This window comes from Aureimonas glaciei, from assembly GCF_014643375.1.
Classification (GTDB): domain Bacteria; phylum Pseudomonadota; class Alphaproteobacteria; order Rhizobiales; family Rhizobiaceae; genus Plantimonas; species Plantimonas glaciei.
In genome coordinates this window covers 102,350-121,660 of sequence record NZ_BMJJ01000001.1, presented here as the reverse complement: position 1 = coordinate 121,660, position 19,311 = coordinate 102,350, and the positions used below count along the sequence as shown (strand labels likewise).

Sequence of the window (19,311 nt, the reverse complement as noted above, 5' to 3'; positions counted from 1 at the left end):
GCCATCAGGCGTTCCCTCCCGCCGACATCCGGCGCCGTCGCCGCGCCACCGGCGGCCCAAAACTGTCGACCTCGAGCCGGTGGATCCGGAGCCGGCCGATCTCGGCCGTGCCGATCCGCGCCTGGCGGACCGACAACCGGCCGATCGCGAAGGCGCCGACGGCGACGGCCCCCAGCGCCAGGGCGCCGAAAGCGAGCGAGCCGATGGCCAGGGCGCCGGTCGCTCGGGCGCCGACAGCCTGCGCACCGACGGCCTGCGCACCGACAGCTTCGGCGCCGACCGCCAGCGCGCCGACGGCGGCCGTGCCGACCGTCTCGCGGCGATCCATCCCAGCCATCAGGGCGCCCCGGCCCTCCCGCAGCGAAGCCTTCGCCCGTTCGAGGCTCAGCAGCGTCGGCCCGACGCCCGCCTCGGCAGCGGGAGCAGGCGTCCCGGCGCCGGCGTCAGGGCCGGCCTGCATCCTGTTCGTCCAGCGCATGCCACTCGCTCCTCACCCGTTCGTCCTCCTCGCTATGCAGGGCGGCGGGGCGCCTTGCCAAGGCCTCATCCGGCGCGAGGCGGCCGAGGGCCCAGACCGCCATCGCCCGCACCAGCGGCGCAGCATCCGCGAGATGCGTCCTGACCGCGCCGAGGAAGCCGGGATCGCCGGCATTGCCCGCGGCGATCAGGCAGTTGGACACGAACTTTTCCCGGCCGATCCGCTTCACCGGCGAGCCGGAAAACAGGGTGCGAAAGCCGGCATCGTCCAGCGCCAGCAGGTCTTCCAGGCGCGGCGCCTTCAGCTCATCGCGCGCGACGAGTTTCGCCTCGCGCGCGCCTTGCGCAAACTTGTTCCAGGGGCAGACGGCGAGGCAGTCGTCGCAGCCATAGATGCGGTTGCCCATCGCCACGCGGAACTCGGCCGGCACCGGCTTTTTCGTCTCGATGGTGAGGTAGGAGATGCAGCGCCTAGCATCCAGGCGGTAGGGCGCGGGGAAGGCGGCGGTCGGGCAGGCGTCCTGGCAGGCCGTGCACGAGCCGCAAAGGTCGCGCCCCGGCGCGTCCGGCTCGAGGTCGAGCGTGGTGAAGATCGAGCCGAGGAACAGCCAGGAGCCGTAGTCGCGCGAGACGAGGTTGGTGTGCTTGCCCTGCCAGCCGAGGCCGGCCATCTGGCCCAGCGGCTTTTCCATCACCGGCGCGGTGTCGACGAAGACCTTCATCTCGTAATCGCCGCCGGCCCGGGCGATCAGCCGCGACCCCAGTTCCTTCAGCCGGCCCTTGATGACGTCGTGATAGTCGCGGTGGCGGGCATAGACCGAGATCGCGCCGCGGTCCTTTCGCGCGAGGATCGCCAGCGGATTCTCCCCCGGCCCGTAGTTCATGCCGAGGACGATGATCGAGTTGACGTCCGGCCAGAGCGACCGGGCCGAGCGGCGGCGCTCCAGCGTCTCCGGCATCCAGTCCATGGTGCCATGCCGGCCTTCGCCGACGAAGGCGTCGAGCCCCGCCGCTGCCGTGACGTCGCCTTCCCCCGGCGCGACGCCGACGGCATCGAAGCCGAGGCGCCGGGCATCGGCAAGGAGGAAAGATCGGAGCGCGGCCTTTGTCATCGCGAAGGGATATAGACGATCGGCCGGCACCGCGCACGGCCGAGAGCGCGGGGCGCCCTCGCCAGGATCGGCGCCGATGCTATTTTTCCCGGTCATGCCGATGCGCGGCCCCCTGCCGGACGGTCACAGACCGTCGACGGGGCGCGGCCGGAAAAGGAGGAGGATATGCAGGTCTTCAGGGCAATGGCCGAGAACAACGCCTGGTCGAACCACCGCCTGCTGACGGTGGTGGAGGCGCTCGGCGACGAGGCTTTCCGGGCGAAGCGGACGGGCTTCTTTCCCTCGCTCCATGCCACCCTCAACCACATCCTGTCGGTCGACCTCTATTATCTCGACGCGCTCACCGGCGGCGGGCTGGGGCTGCAGGTGTTCGAGGATTTTCGCGAGGCGGACTGCGCCGCAGCGCTGCGCCAGCGCCAGGCCCGGAGCGATGCCCGGCTGATCGGCTTCTGTCGGGCGCTGCGCGAGGAGCATCTTTCGGCGACCGTCACCACCGATCGCGGCGAGGATGGCCCTGTCGCCGAGCGCACGGATGCGCTTCTCCTGCATCTCTTCACTCACCAGACGCATCACCGCGGCCAGGCGCATGCCATGCTGTCGGAGACCGAGCTCGCCCCGCCGCAGCTCGACGAGTTCTTTCTCGCCTTCGACGCGGACCGTCGGCAGGCGGAAGTCAGAGCGCTGGGTCTCCAGGCGCTCTGACCGACGAAACTTTTGGCGGAGGGGAGAAAGGGCCGGACTTTCAGGACGCAGGTGCTCGTACCCGAAGGGCGTTGCCCGGCAACCGGGCTCGGCGCGCGTCGTCCTAAAAATCCAGCTCGGCATAGTGCGCGACGGGCGGAATGCCGCGGATGCGCTCGGTCAGGAAGGGTCGGAAGGAGGGCCGCGACTTCACCCGCGTGTACCATTCCTTCGCCGCCGGCTCCTTTTCCCAGGAGATCTCGCCGAGATAGTCGAGGATCGAAAAGGCCGAGGCGGCGGCGAGATCGGCATAGGAAAGTTTCGGGCCCGACAGCCAGTTGCGGCTTTCGGCCAGCCAGCCGACATAGCGCATGTGGTGCTTCAGATTGGCGCGGGCGGCGCGAATCGCCGAGGCGTCGGGCGAACCGCCGCCGTCCTCGGGGCGCATTTCCAGCTTGAAGACTCGCTCGCGCACGAGATAGCGCGTCGCTTCGCCGTCGAGCTTGACCAGGAACCACTCGGTCAGGCGGCGGATCTCGGCGCGTTCCAGCGCCTTTTCGGCGAGCAGCCGCTTCTCGCGCTGGAAGGCACCGCGCGTCTCGTCGAGATATTCGGCGATGACCATGCCGCCGACGATCGCCGGCCCGGAATCCTCGGTGAGGATGGGCAGCGTCGCCGCAGGATTGAGGGCCAGGAATTCCGGCCGGCGCTCCCAGGGGCGCTCTTCGACCAGCTCGGCCCGTTCGCCATATTCGCCGAGAATCAGCCGGACAAAGCGGGACGCGGCGGACATGGGATGATGATGAAGCCTCAGCATGGCAGGGGGCAACGATCTTTCAAAAAGGGGCGCGACCGGACAGAAGCCGCAATCGCCGCCGACACAAACCGAAACATCTCAGGAAAACGTCAAGGAAAGAGAAACTTGGGCGGGGTGCACCGTCGCCGGCGCGACATAGCAGGACCTGCCATCCGCGCAAGTCCTCGTGATGTCCGGGGTCAACGACCCGGCCGGACGATCGTTCCGCGTCCGGTGCCGGCCGCAAGAATCGCCAGAATTGGTTCATGCTTTATGACTATGTTGCGCTGCAAGAGATCGCTCGCGCCCGCAAGCCGGCCGACAGGCAGCCGGAGGGGCGGGGCGAACAGGGAGTTTTTATGGATATCGCCGCCATCGCCAATGCCACCATCCTCGGTTTCATCGAAGGCCTGACGGAATTCATCCCGGTCTCCTCGACCGGCCACATCCTGCTCGCCGGGCATTTTCTCGGCTTTCATTCCAAGGCCGGCACGTTCGAGGTGCTGATCCAGCTGGGTGCCGTCCTCGCCGTGCTCTCGGTCTATTTCGCCAAACTCTGGCAGCTCTTCGTCACCCTGCCGTCGAGCCCGCGCTCGCGCCATTTCGTCACCGGCGTGCTGCTCGCCTTCCTGCCGGCCGCCGTCGTCGGCATGATCGCCCACGACTTCATCAAGACGGTGCTGTTCGAATCCCCGGCGACGATCTGCGTGGCGCTGCTCGTCGGCGGCATCCTCCTGCTCCTGATCGACCGGCGCGCGGTCGCGCCCGTCTACACCGACATCACGGAATATCCGCTGTCGCTTTGCCTGAAGATCGGCCTCTTCCAGTGCCTGGCGATGATCCCCGGCACCTCGCGCTCGGGCGCCACCATTGCCGGCGCGCTGTTGATGGGCACCGACAAGCGCTCGGCGGCGGAGTTCTCCTTCTTCCTCGCCATGCCGACCATGGCCGGCGCCTTCGCGCTCGACCTCTACAAGAACCACGCCGTGCTCTCGGCCGACGACCTGTCGCTGATCGTCATCGGCTTCGCCGTCTCCTTCGTCGTGGCGCTGTTCGTGGTGAAATACCTGCTCGACTTCGTCTCCCGGCACGGCTTTGCGCCCTTCGCCTGGTGGCGCATCGCCGTCGGCGGAGTCGGCCTCGTGGCCCTCGGCATCTGGGGCTGAAGCGCCAAGGCGCACGGGCGAATCGCTCGCCTCGACCTCAGAACAGGCCGGTGAGACCCCGGCGCAGGAGATCGAGCCCGAGCAGCGTCAGGATCGCCTTCAGGATGCGGCGGAACCAGGTCTCGTCCAGCCGGCGCAGAAAGGCGGTGCCGGCGATGGTGCCGGCAAAGCCGCTCGCCACCATCAGCCCGACCAGCGGCAGATAGGGGCCGAAGCCGACGCCGAGCGCGAAGAAGGCGAGCCCTTTCAGCGCATGCTGGACGGCGGTGGTCGCCGCCATGGTGCCGACCAGCACCTGCCGGTCGCGAAAGGTCTGAGCGAGAATGCCCGCATTGATCGGCCCGGTCGCGCCGAAGAACATGGTGAGAAAGGTCGTCGCCAGCCCCATCAGGGCAAAGCCCGGCGCCGTCAGCGCGCCGAGCCGCGGCATCGGCACGAAGGTCAGGACGAGAATGAAGATGCCGAGCGCGGTCTGCAGCACCGCTTCCGGCAGCGCCACGACGAAGCGGGCGCCGATCAGCGCGCCGAACACCGCGCCGAGGAGAAAAGGCCAGACGGCCGGCCAGGCGACGCTCGCCCGCTGCATGACCACGCGGCCGACATTCGAGCCGAGCTGGACGAGGCCGTGCACCGGAATCAGCACCGCGACCGGCAGATAGAGGCTGAGCACCGCCAGCATGCCGAGGCCGCCGCCGAGGCCGAAGGCCGCGGTCGTCGCCGAGGTCAGAAAACTCGCGGCGACGAGGAGGAGAGCCACGGACGGGGCGAGACCGGCCGGCAGGAAGGCGTCCGCCATGGCGGCGACGTTTGCGCTCAGGCCGCCTCTTCCCGGTTCGCAGGCCCCGAAGCCTGGGGGTCGGGCTGTGTGAACTGGCCCTGCGGCCGGTAGCGCACGAGATAGGTCGGCAGCACCGCTTCCAGGAGCTGCGGCTGGATGCCGAAGGCGGCCAAGGTCCGGCCCTCGGCAATGGCCAGGTCCGAGACGACGTTGTCGCTCTTCAGCTGCTCCACCTGGTCCGTCGTCAGCGGCGCGCCGGGCACGAGCCGCATCATGCTGGCCAGCCGCTCGGCCGCACCGAAGGAGAGGTTCAGAAAACGCCGCTTGCGCTGGACGACGGCGAGCATCTTTTCCATCATCTGGCGGAAAGTGAGAATCTCGGGGCCGCCGAGCTCGTAGACCGTGCCGCCCGGCACCTTGCCGTCGACGCACATCGCCACCGCCTGCGCCACATCGTTGACGTAGACCGGCTGGAAGCGCGTGGCGCCGCCGCCGATCAGGGGCAGGAAAGGTGCAAAGCGCGACATTTCGGCAAAGCGGTTGAAGAACTGGTCCTCGGCGCCGAAGACGATCGAGGGCCGAAGGATCCGCGCGTCCGGCACGGCGCCCAGCACCGCCTGTTCGCCCTCGCCCTTCGTCCGCGCATAGGCCGACGGCGCGCCGGCATTGGCGCCGATCGCCGACATCTGCGTCATGCCGGCGCCAGCGGCGCGCGCCGCCTCCGCCACGGCGCGGGCGCCCGAGGACTGCAGCGCGTCAAACGTCTGGCGGCCGGTCTCGGCGAGGACGCCGACGAGATTGACGACGTGGTCGGCACCCTCGACGGCCCGCTCGATCGACCAGGGGAAACGCAGATTCGCCTGGATCGGCATGACCTGGCCCATATTGCCGGTGATCTGCAGGTGATAGGCGAGATCGGGCCGGCGGCAGGCGACGCGGATGCGGTGGCCGCGCTTGGCGAGTTCCCTGACGACATAGCGGCCGAGAAAGCCCGAGCCGCCGAAGACCGTCACCGTCTGTTCCGTATCGATCGCCATATCCGCTCCTTGCCCCTTTGGGACTTCGGCCCCTGGGAGCCTCGACCCCTTTGGGGCCTGCCGTCCGCCCCGGGCCTTTCGGACGCCGCGCCTTGCCGCGCAGCCCCCGCCTTGCGGCCCAAAACGCTCTTCAGCCTCATAGCCGCTAAACCGCCGGAGGTGAAGGCGCAAATCGGCGCGCCCCGCCACCCCGTCGGGCCGGCCCGCGGCCTGCCCCGCCGTCGCCGTCGCCCCTCCCCGCCCGGGCCTCGCCCGCCCCTCGCCAAAGCGCGACGCCCGACCCGCCTTGTCGCCGCGGCTGTCCCGCGCGGCCCGCCAGCGTCACACGGCGCCAAATCCCACCGCGATGCGAAATCCGCGTTGACAGGCTTTTGCCGACCCACTAATGCTCCGCCCCAGTGCCCAGGTGGCGGAATTGGTAGACGCGCACGGTTCAGGTCCGTGTGCCGCAAGGTGTGAAGGTTCGAGTCCTTTCCTGGGCACCATTCCCTGTTCGAAGCGATCCGAAGCGATCCGAAGCGATCCGAACAGTGTCCAAAACCTCAACGAATGATGAGATTCTTGTCCGGCATAGTCCGGCGAGGGATGTTGGTATCCGAATGGTTTGTTGGTAGTTCTGTTGGTATCCGCTGTCGAAGGCGGTTTGATGGAATTTTGATACCAACAAGCGCTAGGCCGAATGCCGCGCTGTGACCTGCAAATCAAGGCTTTCAGGCCATCTGAGCGACCCGCCAAGCACAGTGTTGGCGGTGGCCTACATCTGTTGGTATCGTCCACCGGCTCGAGCTCTGGCGGATCGTCTATCGCTTCGGTGAAAAACAAAAGCTTCCCTCACTCGGTCCCTATCCGACGGTCTCGCTAGCGGATGCCCGCGCACGACGCGACACCGCGAAGTCACTCGTGAAACGGAACGTCGATCCATCCGAGAAATCAAAGCTCGATCGGATCGCGTTGACGGCTCCTCGTGCCGCTTCGCCGCGTTGAAGCGCAAGGCATTTGCCTTGCTCTATCCGTGACCGGCCGAGTTGCGGCTGGTGGAATGGAGCGAGTTCGATCTGGCGAAGCGGGTTTGGGCAATCCCTGCCGCGCGAACAAAGATGCGACGGGAGCATCGCAGACCCCTTTCCGATGCGGCCGTTGCCATTCTTGAGAGCGTGCAGGCGCGGTCCGTCTCGGGATGCCTCGTTTTCCCTGCCATACACAGATCCTTCCGTCCGATGAGCGAGAAACACGCTGAACGGCGCGCTGCGGCGAATGGGCTTCACCAACAAAGAGATGGCGTCACGCGGATTTCGTGCATCTGCCTCCTCGCTTCTGAGTGAGAGCGGTCAATGGCCTGCGGATGCGATCGAGGCCGAGCTAGGGCACGTCGGCGCGGACGAGGTACGGCGCGCCTATCATCGTGCGGCTTACTGGGATGAGCGGCTCAGATGGCTGAATGGTGGTCGTCGGAATTGGCCCCGGCCGGATCGGCGTGGTCGCCATCGGCGCCTCGTACCAATGGATGACGAGTACTCCCTTGGCGCGATTGATCCAGACACAGCGCGGCAGATGATCGCATTTCTCGCGACACAGGTGCGTTGAGCGGGTCGACTGGTTTTCGCTTTCATAAACCGGGTCGTTCCGGCTATTGCCACAAGGGCATTGATGGCATCGCTCGCCACAGAGCGCTAACAGACGGCGATAGCAGGGCGAGAGGATTCCGCGTGAAGGGGCATGTCATCAACTATCGGCCGGAGATCGACGGACTGCGAGCCGTCGCCGTCCTCCTCGTTATCATTGTTCATGCCTTCCCGGACTCGCTTAAGAATGGCTTCATCGGGGTCGACATCTTTTTCGTCATCTCAGGTTTTCTGATCACCGGCATTATTGGGACGCAACTGCAAGCTAGCTCTTTCAGTGTGGTGGATTTCTACATCCGGCGTGCAAACCGAATATTCCCGGCGCTGGTCTTGGTCCTCGCCGCATGCCTCGCCTTCGGCTGGGTTTCTCTCTTTGCCTCAGAGTATCAGCGTCTCGGCAGATCGGCATTTTCGGGCGCGGCCTTTGGCGCAAATATCAACGCCTTCCTTGAAGGCGGATACTGGGACATTGATGCAAAGCTTAAGCCACTGCTTCATCTATGGTCCCTAGGGGTCGAGGAGCAGTTCTATCTAGTCTGGCCGCTGCTACTATGGGCGGTATGGTGGCGACGAGGATTGCTCGTCGCGTCGCTTGCTACCGTCTTTCTTGCTTCGCTCTGCTGGAATTTGTGGTCTGTTGATTCCAATCAGCCGGCCGCGTTCTATCTTCCATTGGCGCGTGTCTGGGAGTTGGCCGCGGGCGGACTTCTGGCCATAGCTGATCAGCACCGACCGATGCTTGCAGCAAGAATCGGCTCATTATTGCGGAACGGCAGTGCAATACTCGGGATCGCACTGATAGCCGCAGCTTTGCTGATTCCGATCCCACCCGAGCAGTTTCCAGGTAAATACGCAATTCTGCCCGTGTTTGGAACTGTCCTCATTATTGCCGCAGGGACGCGAGCTTGGCCAAATGCGATTCTTTCGAACCGCTGGATCACCTATGTCGGTCTGATTAGCTTCCCGCTTTACATGTGGCACTTCCCGGTGCTCGCCTATTCCAGGATTCTTGAGAACGGTGAAGTATCCCCGGAGTATCTTTGGGGCGGCATAGCTCTGACATTCCTGCTCTCCGCTGGGACATACCACTTGGTCGAGCGCCCCATCCGAAACCACAGTCGGTGGCGGGGGAGAATCGCCTTTTCCCTGACAGGTCTCCTAATAGCCGTCGGCACCGTCGGCTATTTCATTTATGTCCAGGATGGTCTCGAAAGCCGCTATGCCGGCGTTTTATCGGAATCGTCCGATCTACCGATTAACCCGATAACTAGTGACTCCAAGCTCGTGGTCTTGGGGGACAGCAATGCTGGTCACTTGGCACCGGGACTGAGCGCGATCTATGGAAAACAACTTCGAATGGCTGCCAGTCCGGGCTGGCCGTTTCTGATCGGGACAGTCTATCGTCCAACAGTAACGTTAGCCTCCTCTTGGAACGGTACGCCAGAGATGACGAAAGATGCACTTGAGGAAATTATAAATGACCCGACGGTCGACGTCGTGGTGATCTCCAACCAGTATATGATGTATTACTATCGTGATCTTTTAGCAGAACAATCTGATCCGATGTCAGGAACGGGAGCCGAGGCTTACGAAGCGGGCCTACGCCGGACGGTTCAATATCTCTCGGAGCACGGCAAGAAGGTAGTTGTTTTCAAGTCGATACCCACACGCGGCGAGGTCGGATCAATCTTTGCCTGCGCTTCAAGAGCGTTGCCCATTCCGCGGCGCCGTCCTATGGCGTGTGACCGCCCCCTTTCGGAGATTGCGGAAACTCGGAGCGACTACGACCGGGTCGTCGAGGAGAGCGTAAAGGGGCTGAACAACGCTTGGATTTTCGACCCCCTGCCGGTTCTCTGCAGCGACCAAGTGTGTCCGATCGAGAAGCAGGGGATTCTGCTCTACCAAGATATGAGCCATCTTAGCGCGGACGGGAGCACCCTCATCGGGGCTGAATTGTCCAAACTCGTGCAACGTATTCGGACAGGACATCTCGTCGGCAGCCGTGCTCCGTAGGGTCGGCTAGCGCTCGCCTTCGCATCGGCGAATTGATTCGGGCCATTGAGGAAGCAGACCCTTGTGTACTATTCGCCAAGGCATTGTGATGGCTTGTCCTCTGCCCCAGCAGCAGGAATACTTTGCCGCCTAGGACGATCTGCAGCGCGGGCATGATCCCCAACAACCGCCGGTCGTCCCAGTCCGAACCTGGGTGACCCGGGCGCACTGGCCAGGGCGGCAGGTCGGCGGATCGCCGCCTGCGGCCGGCATCGACCCGCTTTGCTGCCGCCGCTACCTCTGCCGCGTCAGCACCAGTCCTTGCGAATCGCCTCGGCGCCCTTGCCCACCGCGTGCTGGAGACGTGGCGGCGCGACGGACGCTTTGCTCTCCCTGCCCGCCGCGTTCGGCGCCTTGGCGAAGAGCTGCAGCAACTGCCAAGTGGTCTTGGCGTCGGCGGGGCGGGCGAAGTGGTAGCCCTGACCGAGCACACAGCCCATATCGCGCAGGCATTCGGCCTGGGCGGCGTCCTCGACGCCCTCGGCCACCGTGTTCATGCCGAGCTTGCGCGCGATGTCGATCAGCGCCTCGACGATCGCCCGGCTCGGCCGGTCGGTCAGAATCTTGTCGATGAAGCACTTGTCGATCTTGATGATGTCGACGGGAAAGCTGAGGAGATGGGTGAGCGAGGCGAAGCCCGTGCCGAAATCGTCGAGCGCGACCAGCATGCCCTTGCCACGCAGCCGCTCGATGGCGCGCGCCACCTCCTTGCCCGGACCGTCCATGAAGACGCTTTCGGTCACTTCCAGGACGAGATGCTCGAGGCTGACGCCTTCCACCGCAAAGGCCGCGGAGAGGCGGCTGTCGAGATCGCCGCGCTGGAAATCGGCCATCGACAAGTTGATAGAGACATGGCGGAAGGGAATGGCGTTGTCGAGCCAGGTGCGGATGTCCTGGGCGACCTGGGCGAGCATGACGTCGGTCAGGCGCAGCGACACGGTCGGATCGGCAAAGGCGGCGTGGAAGGCGCCGGCGCTGACGATGTCGCCGGCCGGAGTCCGCATCCGCGCCAGCGCCTCGACGCCGACAATGGCGCCGGTATCGAGGCGCACCAGCGGCTGGTAATGGGTGAGGATGCGCTGGTCCGCCAGTGCCCGGTCGACGCGCGCGATGGTCTCGGTGCGGGCCATCTGGGCCGCCCGCATGTCGCGGGCAAAGCCGGCATAGCCGCCGCGCTGCCGGCGCTTGGCATGGTAGAGGGCGAAGTCGGCGTTCTGCCGCAGGGTGTCGAAATCCCGGCCGTCTCGGCCGTAGACGACGCCGCCGATGGTGACGGACGGCACGATCTCGCTGTCGTCGCAGACGAAGGGCGCGACCATCTTGCCGAGCGCCTTGTGGGCGAAGGCTTCCAGCGCGCAGGCATCGCGGCAGTCCGGGACCAGCAGGGCGAACTCGTCGCCGCCGATCCGGTAGGGGGTTCCCCCCAGATGCTGCAACCGCCCCGCCACTTCGCGGATCAGAAGGTCGCCGACGACATGGCCCCGCGTGTCGTTGACGACCTTCAGATGGTCGATGTCGACGAGCAGAAGCCCGAAAACGGGGTCGGGTCCCGCCAGCATCTCGGCAGCATTCTGGTCGAAGCTGCGGCGGTTGCGCAGGTCGGTGAGCTGGTCGTAGTAGGCCAGGCGCCGGTTGCGGCGCTGGATTTCGGCATGGGCGGTGGCGATCGTGCACAGATGCACGCAGGTCGCCACGATGTCGCGCTCGAGCGGCGTCGGTCCGCGCTGGCTGCGATAGTAGAAGGCGAAGGTGGCGACGACCCTGCCGTCGGGCGCCGCGACCGGGCTCGACCAGCAGGCCTGCAGCCCGAGTGGCAGGACGAGCGCCTTGTAGGGTGCCCAGAGCGGGTCGGTGGCGATGTCGATGACTTCCACCGGCGTGCCGCGGAAAGCAGCGGTGCCGCAGGAGCCCACCCCCTCGCCGATGGCGATGCCGTCGGTCGACGTCAGATAATCATCCGGCATGCTGGGTGCCGCCTGGGGACGAAGCAACCCGGCCTCGTCGACCGTGGCAATGGTGCACAGGGCGTCCGGTGCCAGCGCCTCGGCCCGCCGGCACAGCAGCATGGCGACGTCCTTGAAGCTCAGCCCGGTGGCGATCGCTTCGAGAATTTCGGTCTGGAGCGCATGCAGAGGAGACTGGGGCGTGAACGACATCTCTGGCTCGCGGTTGATCTCATGCCCAGAAGATCACAGCCGCGTTCTAAAGACCTTAAGCAACATCACCGCATTTGTCGTTTCGCGCGCCGACCGGTGCCGGCCACGGCGCGCGGGTCATTCCGCCGGCAGCATCTCGGCCTCGCGGGCGGCGTACCGGCGCTGGGTGTCGACGGTATAGTCGCGCACGATCGGCACGGCGGTGCGCTCGCGGCAGAGCTGCAGGTGGAAGACCATCTGCGCGCCCGTGCGGAACATGGTCTCGCAGGAGAGGAGGTAGAACTCCCACATCCGGGCGAAACGCTCGCCATACATCTCCACCACCGTCGGCCGGTTGGCCTGGAAACGCTCCTCCCAGATGGCGAGGGTTTTGGCATAGTGGAGCCGGAGCACCTCGACGTCGGCGACCCAGAGCGAGTGGCGCTCGACGACGGAAAACACTTCCGATAGCGAGGGCGAATAGGCGCCGGGGAAGATGTATTTCCGCAGCCAGGAGGAGGTGCGCGCCGGCGGGCTCATATGGCCGATCGAGTGCAGCAGCGCGATGCCGTCGTCGGGCATCAGCGCGTTGATCTGGCCGAAGAACTCGTCGTAGTGGCTGAGCCCGACATGCTCGAACATGCCGACCGAGACGATGCGGTCGAACTTTCCCGTCACCTTGCGGTAGTCGAGAAGTTTAAAGCGCACGCGGTTGGACAGGCCCGCTGCCGCGGCGCGCTCCGTCGACAGCTTTTGCTGTTCGGTGGAAAGGGTGACGCCCAAGACTTCGACCTCTTCCATCGCCGCGATGTAGAGCGCGAGATCGCCCCAGCCGCTGCCGATGTCGAGCACGCGCTGGCCGGGCTTCAGGTCGAGCTTCGAGGCCAAGAGCCGCAGCTTGTTGCGCTGCGCGGTCTCCAGGCTGTCGCTCTCCTGGCGAAAATAGGCGCAGGAATAGAGCATGTTGGCGTCGAGGAAGAGCCTGTAGAAGTCGTTGCCGAGATCGTAGTGGTGCGCGACGTTTTCCTGCGCCTTGCCGACGACGTTGCTGAGACGCCGCTGGCGCAGTGGCCCCGACAGCTTTCGCACGAATTTCTGCAAGGGATAGCTGCCGAGACCACGGCGGTTGTCGGAGAAGAGCGCGAGGAAATCGCGCAGGGACGAGCCCTCCTCGAAGGAAAGCGTGCCCTCGGTATAGGCCTCGCCGGCGCTCATGTCCGGGTTGAACACGAGCTTGCGGTAGAGCGCGCGGTCCGACAGCCGCATCACCACCGTGCGGCCGGGCGTGCCTTCAAAGACGTGACGCCGGCCATCGGCGTCGATGACGTCGAGCCGCCCCGTCTGGATGAAGCGCTTCAGCATGTGCGACAGGGGAAACATCGGCAGGCTCCCGGCAAGACCGCGGGCAGTCTGGCATGCCGGGGCGCCGATGCAACAGCACCGGCATCAGCTGCTTGCATGGCCGACCACCGAAGGCGGAGAGGCCGCCGCTCGATTCGGCGAGGCCGCTATTCGGGGTCGCGCAGATAAACCTCGACCGGGCCCTTGAGCTTCAGCGTCATCGGATTGCCGCGGCGGTCCTTGGCATTGCCGGCGGGAACGCGGATCCAGCCTTCGGAGACGCAGTATTCCTCGACATTGGTCTTCTCGACCCCCTTGAAGCGCACGCCGATGCCGCGCGCCAGAAGCTCGGCGTCGTGGAACGGGCTCGTCGGATCGGCGGCGAGGCGGTCGGGCAGCGCGGGGGTGTCGGTTTCGGTCATGGCAAAGCTCGTTTTTCAATGGGATGGTCGTGGCCATAGCCGGTCGCGGCAGTTTCGCCAACTCCCGGGCGCATCCTGAAGGTCCGCGCCCGTCTACCGCCCGTCCAAAAACCCCTGCCGTCGCAGCCAGACATAGACCGCGCCCGCGGAAGCTGCCGCGGCGAGGGCGCCGAAGACGGTGCCCCAGGGCGAATGTGCGAAGGGCATGCCGGCGGTGTTCATGCCGAAGAGGCCGGTGACGAGCGTCGCCGGCAGGAGCAGCGCCGAGAGGATCGACAGGACGTAGAGATTGCGGTTGGTGCGCCGCTGCGCCTGGAGGTCGAGTTCGTCGCGCAGGAGGCGCAGATCGCTCTGGGCCGAGACGACATCGCTGTCGAGGGCAGCGACGCGCTGGCCGAGCCGCTCGACCGCCGGCAACAGAAGGGGCGGCAGATCCTCGTCTTCCTCAAGCCGTAGCAGCACGCCGCGGATCCCGGAGAGCTGGCGATGCAGCTGCACGCTGCGACGACGCCAGGCGACGAGGTCGCGCGGGTCCGGCTCCCAGCCGTCGGACAGCAGCGCGTCCTCGCTCGCCTGGATCCGCGCGGTCATCGCCTGCGTCGAGCGGGCGGCGATGGAGGCGATCGCAGTGACGAGAAGATCCAGCGCCTCGGCGGCGCCCACGGGCCGCGCGCCGGCGTCGATGCGGCGCTTGACGATGTCGGCGGCGTGCAGCGGGTGGTGCCGCGCCGTGATCATCAGGCCGGGGCCGATGGCGACCCGCAGGGCGCCGATGCGGGAGGTCTCGTCCTTGCCGAAGTCGACCTCGAAGTCGTGCAGCACCAGCGCAACGAAGCCGCCCTCGACCAAAGCGCGCTGATGGCCCTCCGGCGACAGGAGCAGATCGCGGACCGCTTCGGGCAGACACGAGAGGTCTGCGATCCAGCGGCAGCTCGACTGGTCGGCGAGATTCACGTGAAACCAGCGCAGGCGGCCTGGCGGCGGCAGGGGGTCGTCGACGGGATCGCGCCCCGAGCCCTCGTCCCGCCCACCCTGCCGATTTAGGGCCGCCACGGCGCCATCGGCGAACTCGAAGCCCCAGATCAGGCTCGGCCGGGTCGCGGGAATGATGGGGTGCGCCGGAGACGCGGCAGGGGGCGGAGCGGTCAGTCGAAAAGTCCGGAAGAGGGAGGTGAGGAAAGGCGCAGGCCGAGCATTGCGCTGGCAGCGTCCGATCGCAAGCGCAACCGCCGTCGCGGGCGGCCGTGGCCGGCGATCGCCGCAGGCCGGCGATCACCGTCGGGCATCACCGGCAGCGGGCGTCTCAGTAGATTTCCGGCACGTACATGTCGGCCGGCACGGGGTGGCGGACATAGTCGTCGTGGCGCACCCGCGGCGGCAGCGTCACCTCCGGCTTGGCGACGTCCTGATAGGGGATCTGGGCCAGGAGATGGGCGATGCAGTTCAGCCGCGCCTTCTTCTTGTCGACCGCCTCGACCACCCACCACGGCGCTTCCGGAATGTGCGTGCGCTCGAGCATGGCTTCCTTCGCCCTTGTATAATCCTCCCAGCGACGGCGCGATTCGACGTCCATCGGCGAGAGCTTCCACTGCTTCAAGGGATCGTGGATGCGCATGTTGAAGCGGAATTCCTGCTCCTCGTCGGTGATCGAGAACCAGTACTTGATGAGGATGATGCCCGAGCGCACCAGCATGCGCTCGAAATCGGGAACGGTGCGGAAGAACTCCTCGACCTCGTCCGGCGAGCAGAAGCCCATGACGCGCTCGACGCCGGCGCGGTTATACCAGGAGCGGTCGAACAGGACCATTTCGCCGCCGGCCGGCAGATGCGGCACGTAGCGCTGGAAATACCACTGGCTGCGCTCGCGCTCGGAGGGGGCGGGCAGCGCCACCACGCGGCAGACGCGCGGGTTGAGGCGCTGGGTGATGCGCTTGATGGCGCCGCCCTTGCCGGCGGAATCGCGGCCCTCGAAGATCACCACGACCTTCAGCTTCTGGTCCTGCACCCAGTCCTGCAGCCGCACCAGCTCGCGCTGCAGCCGGAACAGCTCGCGGAAATAGCGGCGGCGCTCGAGCCCCGCCGCTGCGGCATCGGCCGCGGGAAGCTCCAGGCTCTCCTCGTCCATCTGCAGTTCGAGTTCCTCGTCGAGCGAATCGGCGATTTCGGCGCGCATCCGGTCGAAGTCGGCGATGCGGCGCGGCGGCTGGGCGTTGTCCATGGCGGGATCCTCGAGGCTTTGCCGCAGCCTTGCGCGGTTTTGATTGCGGATATGTGACAGCGCAGACCCCTCGGCGTCACACCGCCGCACCGGGTCTGCCGCTTCCCGCGGATCCCATGTTATACTTCCGCGATCTGCGGATGGCGCGCCCGGCTGGACAGAACAGGATATCCTTCTATACCCGGTGATCTATCCCCGGGATCGACGGTGCCGCATGCCCTTTCACATCAAGAATGCCGAGACCGACGCGCTGGCGCGAAAGTTTGCCGGGATGAAGCATCTCGGCCTGACCGACGCGGTGCATCTGGCGCTGCAGGAAGCGGTGGCGCGCGAGGCGGCCAAGCCCGCCCTGCCCGACCTCGCCGCCGCCTTCTGCCGCGATCTCAAGGCGCGCGCCGCCGCCCGGCCGGAGACCTGATGTTCGTCGACGTCTCTGCGCTACTCGCCATGCTGCTCGACGAGGACGAGGCGCGCATCCTGGCCGCCCGCCTGCAAGGCGCGCCGCAGCGCCTGACCTCGCCCGTGGCGGCGCTGCAGGCGGCCGAGGGCGTCGCCGCGGCGCTCGGCCTGTCGCCGGTCGAGAGCGAGGCCGCGGTCCGCGAATTCCTGGCACTGATGGGGATCAAGGTGGTGTCGCTTCCGGTGCAGCTGGTGGCGCCGGCGGCCGAGGCGCTCGGCCGCTTCGGCCCGGGCCGGCCCGCCGGGCTGACGCGCGACGACTGCCTCGCCTATGCCGCGGCGCGCTATTATCGTCTGCCCCTGCTCTACAAGGGCCGCGCTTTCGCTGCGACCGACATCGAGGCGGCCTGACGCGCAGGGCTTCTGCTTGACCCGGACGGTGGTTTGCGTTTCTGACAGCAGGACGGCGCCAGCAGCGCACATTCCTGGCGGCTCCGCGGTGCGGGCCGCGCGATCCCGAAGAGGCTTTCCATGACCATCCGCGTCCACAAGGGCGACCTGCCCGACCTCGCCCGCTACACCGGCTCGGTCGCCATCGACACCGAGACGCTCGGCCTCGACACAAGGCGCGACCGGCTCTGCGTCGTGCAGCTGTCCTCCGGCGACGGCACCGCCGACGTGGTGCAGATCGCCAAGGGCCAGCGCGAGGCGCCGAACCTCTGCCAGCTCCTCGCCGATCCGACCCGGGTGAAGATTTTTCACTACGCCCGCTTCGACATCGCCGCGCTCTACCACGCCTTCGGCGTGATGACGGCGCCGGTGTTCTGCACCAAGATCGCCTCGCGGCTGACGCGCACCTACACCGACCGGCACGGGCTGAAGGATCTCACCAAGGAGCTGATCGGCGTCGACATGTCGAAGCAGCAGCAGTCCTCCGACTGGGCCGCCGAGACGCTGTCGCCGGCGCAGATCGAATACGCCGCTTCGGACGTTCTCTATCTGCACGACCTGATGGCCGTGCTCTTGAAGAAGCTCGAACGCGAGGAACGGCTCGACATCGCCCGCGAGACCTTCGCCTACCTGCCGACGCGCGCCAAACTCGACCTTCTCGGCTGGGACGAACAGGATATTTTCTCGCACTCGGTGTGAGGGGGGAGCGGCCGGGCGGCGGTCTCCCCTTGCCCCGGAGCTGCCGGAAGGTGACGGGTCGGATCATTTGATCTGACTCGCGAGATCTCCTCGATACTTGTATATTCGTCCCATGAAGATGGTCTGGGGCGATCGCAAACGGCGGGCCAATCTCGAAAAGCACGGGATGGATTTTGCCGCAATCGATGTCCACTTCTTCATCAGGGCAGCGATCGTTCCGGCCAGGAACGGTCGCCTGATTGCCATTGCTGATCTCGACGGTCCAACCACGGTGGTCTTTGCGCCGCTGGGAGCAGAGGCGGTCTCCATCATCAGCATGCGCCCTGCCTCACGCGGTGAAAGGAGGCTGTTGTGACTAAGGAATTCGTCGAGGGCCGCGGCTACAGTCGCGAGGACTGGGACGCGGTCGACAGTCCGGAACTGACCGAAGAGGAACTGGCTCAGGCCAAGCCGATGGCCGAGGCGATGCCGGAACTCTATGCTAGGCTCGTCGCCGCGCAGGCGGCGCTCGACCTCCAGGCGGCAAAGCCGAAAGTTTCGGTCGACCTCGACGGCGATCTCGTCGAGCGGATGCGGGCGACAGGACCGGGCTGGGAGTCGCGCGCCAACGACGCGCTGCGGCGGTGGCTGGATGACGTCGCCTAAACGGCGATTACGCAAGGGCCCTTCTTTGCGGCCACGGGCCAGCAGCTATGGGCCTGCGGCGAGCAGTTCTTTCGCGCTCGCTGCAAAAGGCCGAGGGTGGCGCATCCTTCTCCGCTCGTCATCCCGGGCTTGACCCGGGATCCATGCCAAGCCGCTGAACAAGCGCGGTCCGGTAGACATTCCCTTGGGATGGCGCCTTGCCAGCCGGAGCCTATCCTGAGCCGGAGGGGATCGTCGTCGCCTCGGCATGGATCCCGGCTCAAGGCCGGGATGACGAAATCTAGAGGCCGCAGCCTTCGGCCGGATGCCAGCACGTTGGCGTCTCCGTCGGTCGTCTCCCGGGCCCATGCAGAGCCCGACGCCAAGTCCCTCATGGTGAGCCTGTCGAACCACGGGGGGTCGGCACGACGGTCGTGCGTGCCCCTCGCCCTTCGACGGGCTCAGGATGAGGGGCATGGAAACGGTCGCGCACGGCAGGAAACGCGAGTAGGAGCCGCGCGCCCTACCCCGCCAGAACCCTCAACGCCTCTTCCGCGTCGATGCGGCCGTCGTAGAGGGCGCGACCCGAGATCGCACCCTCAAGCTTCGCAGCGTCCGGCATGGTCAGGCGGACGATGTCGGCGATCGAGGCGAGGCCGCCGGAGGCGATGACCGGCATCGAGACGGCTTCCGCCAGATCGATGGTCGCTTCCCAGTTGATGCCGGCGAGGATGCCGTCGCGGTCGATGTCGGTGTAGACGATCGCCGCAACGCCGGCGTCCTCGAACTGGCGGGCGAGGTCCACCACGGAGAGCGCCGAGGTCTCGGCCCAGCCTTCGACCGCCACAAGACCGCCCTTGGCGTCGATGCCGACGACGATGCGGCCGGGAAAGCGCTTCGCCGCCTCGCGCACCAGCGCCGGATCGCGCAGGGCGACGGTGCCGAGAATTACCCGGCCGACGCCTTTTTCCAGCCAGCGCTCGATGTCGGCCATCGAGCGGATGCCGCCGCCGAGCTGCACCGCCATCTCGCCCCCGACCTCGGCGAGGATCGCCTCGACCGCGCCGGCATTCACCGCCCTTCCCTCGAAGGCGCCGTTCAGGTCGACAACGTGCAGATGCGTGAAGCCGAGGTCACGGAATTCTCGCGCCTGCGCCGCCGGATCGGCGTTGTAGACGGTCGCCTGGTCCATGTCGCCGAGTTTCAGGCGCACGCAGGCGCCCTCCTTCAGGTCGATGGCGGGAAAGAGGATGGGCATGGCGGGGCCTTCAGAACAGCGGGCGGAAAGGCAGAGCAACGAGA

Annotated in this window: 20 protein-coding genes and 1 tRNA gene; 10 read left to right on the top strand and 11 right to left on the bottom strand. The window is 66.3% G+C overall.

Going from position 1 to position 19,311, the window contains the following annotated elements; translation table 11 throughout:
• Positions 1–4: 4 nt before the first annotated feature.
• Together IEX88_RS26720 and queG are read right to left on the bottom strand one after the other, a co-directional pair.
• Complete coding sequence (locus IEX88_RS26720; RefSeq protein ID WP_244639750.1) at positions 5–478, bottom strand: hypothetical protein; 474 nt, start codon at positions 476–478, stop codon at positions 5–7.
• Positions 444–1,685 carry a tRNA epoxyqueuosine(34) reductase QueG gene (gene queG / locus IEX88_RS00600; protein WP_373289518.1) on the bottom strand — a complete coding sequence of 414 codons (1,242 nt, stop codon included), beginning with the start codon at positions 1,683–1,685 and terminating at the stop codon, positions 444–446. Before queG ends, IEX88_RS26720 begins: the two co-directional genes overlap by 35 nt.
• Before the next feature lie 69 nt (positions 1,686–1,754).
• Here queG and IEX88_RS00595 point away from each other — a divergent pair, with 69 nt between their 5' ends.
• Positions 1,755–2,291, top strand: coding sequence for a DinB family protein (locus IEX88_RS00595; protein WP_188848531.1), 537 nt, complete (start codon positions 1,755–1,757; stop codon positions 2,289–2,291).
• Positions 2,292–2,394: 103 nt separating this feature from the next.
• Here IEX88_RS00595 and IEX88_RS00590 read toward each other — a convergent pair whose 3' ends face one another.
• The gene (locus IEX88_RS00590; RefSeq protein WP_188848529.1) at positions 2,395–3,087 is read right to left on the bottom strand and encodes a glutathione S-transferase family protein; all 693 of its coding nucleotides are present in this window, start codon (positions 3,085–3,087) and stop codon (positions 2,395–2,397) included.
• A 338-nt stretch (positions 3,088–3,425) separates the two neighbouring features.
• On the opposite strand from IEX88_RS00590, the gene IEX88_RS00585 reads away from it, so the two are divergent.
• On the top strand, positions 3,426–4,232 hold the full coding sequence (locus tag IEX88_RS00585; protein WP_188849256.1) for an undecaprenyl-diphosphate phosphatase: 807 nt from the start codon (positions 3,426–3,428) through the stop codon (positions 4,230–4,232).
• Between the two features lie 37 nt (positions 4,233–4,269).
• Here the strand turns inward: IEX88_RS00585 and IEX88_RS00580 are convergent, their stop codons facing one another.
• Positions 4,270–5,028, bottom strand: a complete 759-nt coding sequence (locus tag IEX88_RS00580) for a sulfite exporter TauE/SafE family protein (RefSeq protein ID WP_188848527.1) — start codon at positions 5,026–5,028, stop codon at positions 4,270–4,272.
• Positions 5,029–5,045: 17 nt separating this feature from the next.
• Complete coding sequence (locus IEX88_RS00575; protein ID WP_188848525.1) at positions 5,046–6,047, bottom strand: complex I NDUFA9 subunit family protein; 1,002 nt, start codon at positions 6,045–6,047, stop codon at positions 5,046–5,048.
• A 400-nt stretch (positions 6,048–6,447) separates the two neighbouring features.
• On the opposite strand from IEX88_RS00575, the gene IEX88_RS00570 reads away from it, so the two are divergent.
• From IEX88_RS00570 to IEX88_RS00560, 3 genes are all read left to right on the top strand, one after another.
• A tRNA-Leu gene (locus IEX88_RS00570) sits at positions 6,448–6,532 on the top strand.
• A gap of 283 nt (positions 6,533–6,815) precedes the next feature.
• On the top strand, positions 6,816–7,031 hold the full coding sequence (locus IEX88_RS26715; RefSeq protein ID WP_308423821.1) for an Arm DNA-binding domain-containing protein: 216 nt from the start codon (positions 6,816–6,818) through the stop codon (positions 7,029–7,031).
• Between the two features lie 722 nt (positions 7,032–7,753).
• The gene (locus IEX88_RS00560) at positions 7,754–9,682 is read left to right on the top strand and encodes an acyltransferase family protein (protein WP_188848523.1); all 1,929 of its coding nucleotides are present in this window, start codon (positions 7,754–7,756) and stop codon (positions 9,680–9,682) included.
• Between the two features lie 287 nt (positions 9,683–9,969).
• Here IEX88_RS00560 and IEX88_RS00555 read toward each other — a convergent pair whose 3' ends face one another.
• The 5 genes from IEX88_RS00555 to ppk2 form a co-directional block, all read right to left on the bottom strand.
• Positions 9,970–11,877 (bottom strand): putative bifunctional diguanylate cyclase/phosphodiesterase, encoded by a 1,908-nt coding sequence (locus IEX88_RS00555; RefSeq protein WP_188848521.1) that lies wholly within the window; start codon positions 11,875–11,877, stop codon positions 9,970–9,972.
• 117 nt (positions 11,878–11,994) lie between these two features.
• Entirely contained in the window at positions 11,995–13,236 is a 1,242-nt protein-coding gene (locus IEX88_RS00550; protein ID WP_188848519.1) for an SAM-dependent methyltransferase, read from the bottom strand.
• A 128-nt stretch (positions 13,237–13,364) separates the two neighbouring features.
• Positions 13,365–13,619 (bottom strand): DUF3297 family protein, encoded by a 255-nt coding sequence (locus IEX88_RS00545; RefSeq protein WP_188848517.1) that lies wholly within the window; start codon positions 13,617–13,619, stop codon positions 13,365–13,367.
• 93 nt (positions 13,620–13,712) lie between these two features.
• A complete protein-coding gene (locus tag IEX88_RS00540; protein ID WP_210319222.1) occupies positions 13,713–14,672 on the bottom strand; it encodes a CorA family divalent cation transporter in 960 nt (319 codons plus the stop codon).
• Between the two features lie 250 nt (positions 14,673–14,922).
• Entirely contained in the window at positions 14,923–15,837 is a 915-nt protein-coding gene (ppk2, locus tag IEX88_RS00535; RefSeq protein WP_188848516.1) for a polyphosphate kinase 2, read from the bottom strand.
• Positions 15,838–16,051: 214 nt separating this feature from the next.
• Here ppk2 and IEX88_RS00530 point away from each other — a divergent pair, with 214 nt between their 5' ends.
• From IEX88_RS00530 to IEX88_RS00510, 5 genes are all read left to right on the top strand, one after another.
• Positions 16,052–16,255: a type II toxin-antitoxin system VapB family antitoxin gene (locus IEX88_RS00530; protein WP_188848514.1), complete on the top strand. Its 204-nt coding sequence runs from the start codon at positions 16,052–16,054 to the stop codon at positions 16,253–16,255.
• The gene (locus tag IEX88_RS00525) at positions 16,255–16,647 is read left to right on the top strand and encodes a type II toxin-antitoxin system VapC family toxin (RefSeq protein ID WP_188848512.1); all 393 of its coding nucleotides are present in this window, start codon (positions 16,255–16,257) and stop codon (positions 16,645–16,647) included. Before IEX88_RS00530 ends, IEX88_RS00525 begins: the two co-directional genes overlap by 1 nt.
• A 120-nt stretch (positions 16,648–16,767) precedes the next feature.
• Complete coding sequence (locus tag IEX88_RS00520; RefSeq protein WP_188848510.1) at positions 16,768–17,385, top strand: ribonuclease D; 618 nt, start codon at positions 16,768–16,770, stop codon at positions 17,383–17,385.
• 112 nt (positions 17,386–17,497) lie between these two features.
• Complete coding sequence (locus IEX88_RS00515; protein ID WP_188848508.1) at positions 17,498–17,740, top strand: BrnT family toxin; 243 nt, start codon at positions 17,498–17,500, stop codon at positions 17,738–17,740.
• Complete coding sequence (locus tag IEX88_RS00510; RefSeq protein ID WP_188848506.1) at positions 17,737–18,030, top strand: BrnA antitoxin family protein; 294 nt, start codon at positions 17,737–17,739, stop codon at positions 18,028–18,030. The genes IEX88_RS00515 and IEX88_RS00510 overlap by 4 nt, the downstream gene beginning before the upstream one ends.
• Before the next feature lie 502 nt (positions 18,031–18,532).
• Here IEX88_RS00510 and hisA read toward each other — a convergent pair.
• A complete protein-coding gene (gene hisA / locus IEX88_RS00505; protein WP_188848504.1) occupies positions 18,533–19,267 on the bottom strand; it encodes a 1-(5-phosphoribosyl)-5-[(5-phosphoribosylamino)methylideneamino]imidazole-4-carboxamide isomerase in 735 nt (244 codons plus the stop codon).
• Between the last annotated feature and the right edge of the window lie 44 nt (positions 19,268–19,311).

What these genes read in the sequence shown, in the direction of transcription:
- IEX88_RS26720 (WP_244639750.1), bottom strand. Translation starts at nt 478, where the DNA reads ATGCGCTGGACGAACAGGATGCAGGCCGGCCCTGACGCCGGCGCCGGG.
- queG (WP_373289518.1), bottom strand. Translation starts at nt 1,685, where the DNA reads ATGACCGGGAAAAATAGCATCGGCGCCGATCCTGGCGAGGGCGCCCCG.
- IEX88_RS00595 (WP_188848531.1), top strand. Translation starts at nt 1,755, where the DNA reads ATGCAGGTCTTCAGGGCAATGGCCGAGAACAACGCCTGGTCGAACCAC.
- IEX88_RS00590 (WP_188848529.1), bottom strand. Translation starts at nt 3,087, where the DNA reads ATGCTGAGGCTTCATCATCATCCCATGTCCGCCGCGTCCCGCTTTGTC.
- IEX88_RS00585 (WP_188849256.1), top strand. Translation starts at nt 3,426, where the DNA reads ATGGATATCGCCGCCATCGCCAATGCCACCATCCTCGGTTTCATCGAA.
- IEX88_RS00580 (WP_188848527.1), bottom strand. Translation starts at nt 5,028, where the DNA reads ATGGCGGACGCCTTCCTGCCGGCCGGTCTCGCCCCGTCCGTGGCTCTC.
- IEX88_RS00575 (WP_188848525.1), bottom strand. Translation starts at nt 6,047, where the DNA reads ATGGCGATCGATACGGAACAGACGGTGACGGTCTTCGGCGGCTCGGGC.
- IEX88_RS00555 (WP_188848521.1), bottom strand. Translation starts at nt 11,877, where the DNA reads ATGTCGTTCACGCCCCAGTCTCCTCTGCATGCGCTCCAGACCGAAATT.
- IEX88_RS00550 (WP_188848519.1), bottom strand. Translation starts at nt 13,236, where the DNA reads ATGTTTCCCCTGTCGCACATGCTGAAGCGCTTCATCCAGACGGGGCGG.
- IEX88_RS00545 (WP_188848517.1), bottom strand. Translation starts at nt 13,619, where the DNA reads ATGACCGAAACCGACACCCCCGCGCTGCCCGACCGCCTCGCCGCCGAT.
- ppk2 (WP_188848516.1), bottom strand. Translation starts at nt 15,837, where the DNA reads ATGGACAACGCCCAGCCGCCGCGCCGCATCGCCGACTTCGACCGGATG.
- IEX88_RS00530 (WP_188848514.1), top strand. Translation starts at nt 16,052, where the DNA reads ATGCCCTTTCACATCAAGAATGCCGAGACCGACGCGCTGGCGCGAAAG.
- IEX88_RS00525 (WP_188848512.1), top strand. Translation starts at nt 16,255, where the DNA reads ATGTTCGTCGACGTCTCTGCGCTACTCGCCATGCTGCTCGACGAGGAC.
- IEX88_RS00520 (WP_188848510.1), top strand. Translation starts at nt 16,768, where the DNA reads ATGACCATCCGCGTCCACAAGGGCGACCTGCCCGACCTCGCCCGCTAC.
- IEX88_RS00515 (WP_188848508.1), top strand. Translation starts at nt 17,498, where the DNA reads ATGAAGATGGTCTGGGGCGATCGCAAACGGCGGGCCAATCTCGAAAAG.
- hisA (WP_188848504.1), bottom strand. Translation starts at nt 19,267, where the DNA reads ATGCCCATCCTCTTTCCCGCCATCGACCTGAAGGAGGGCGCCTGCGTG.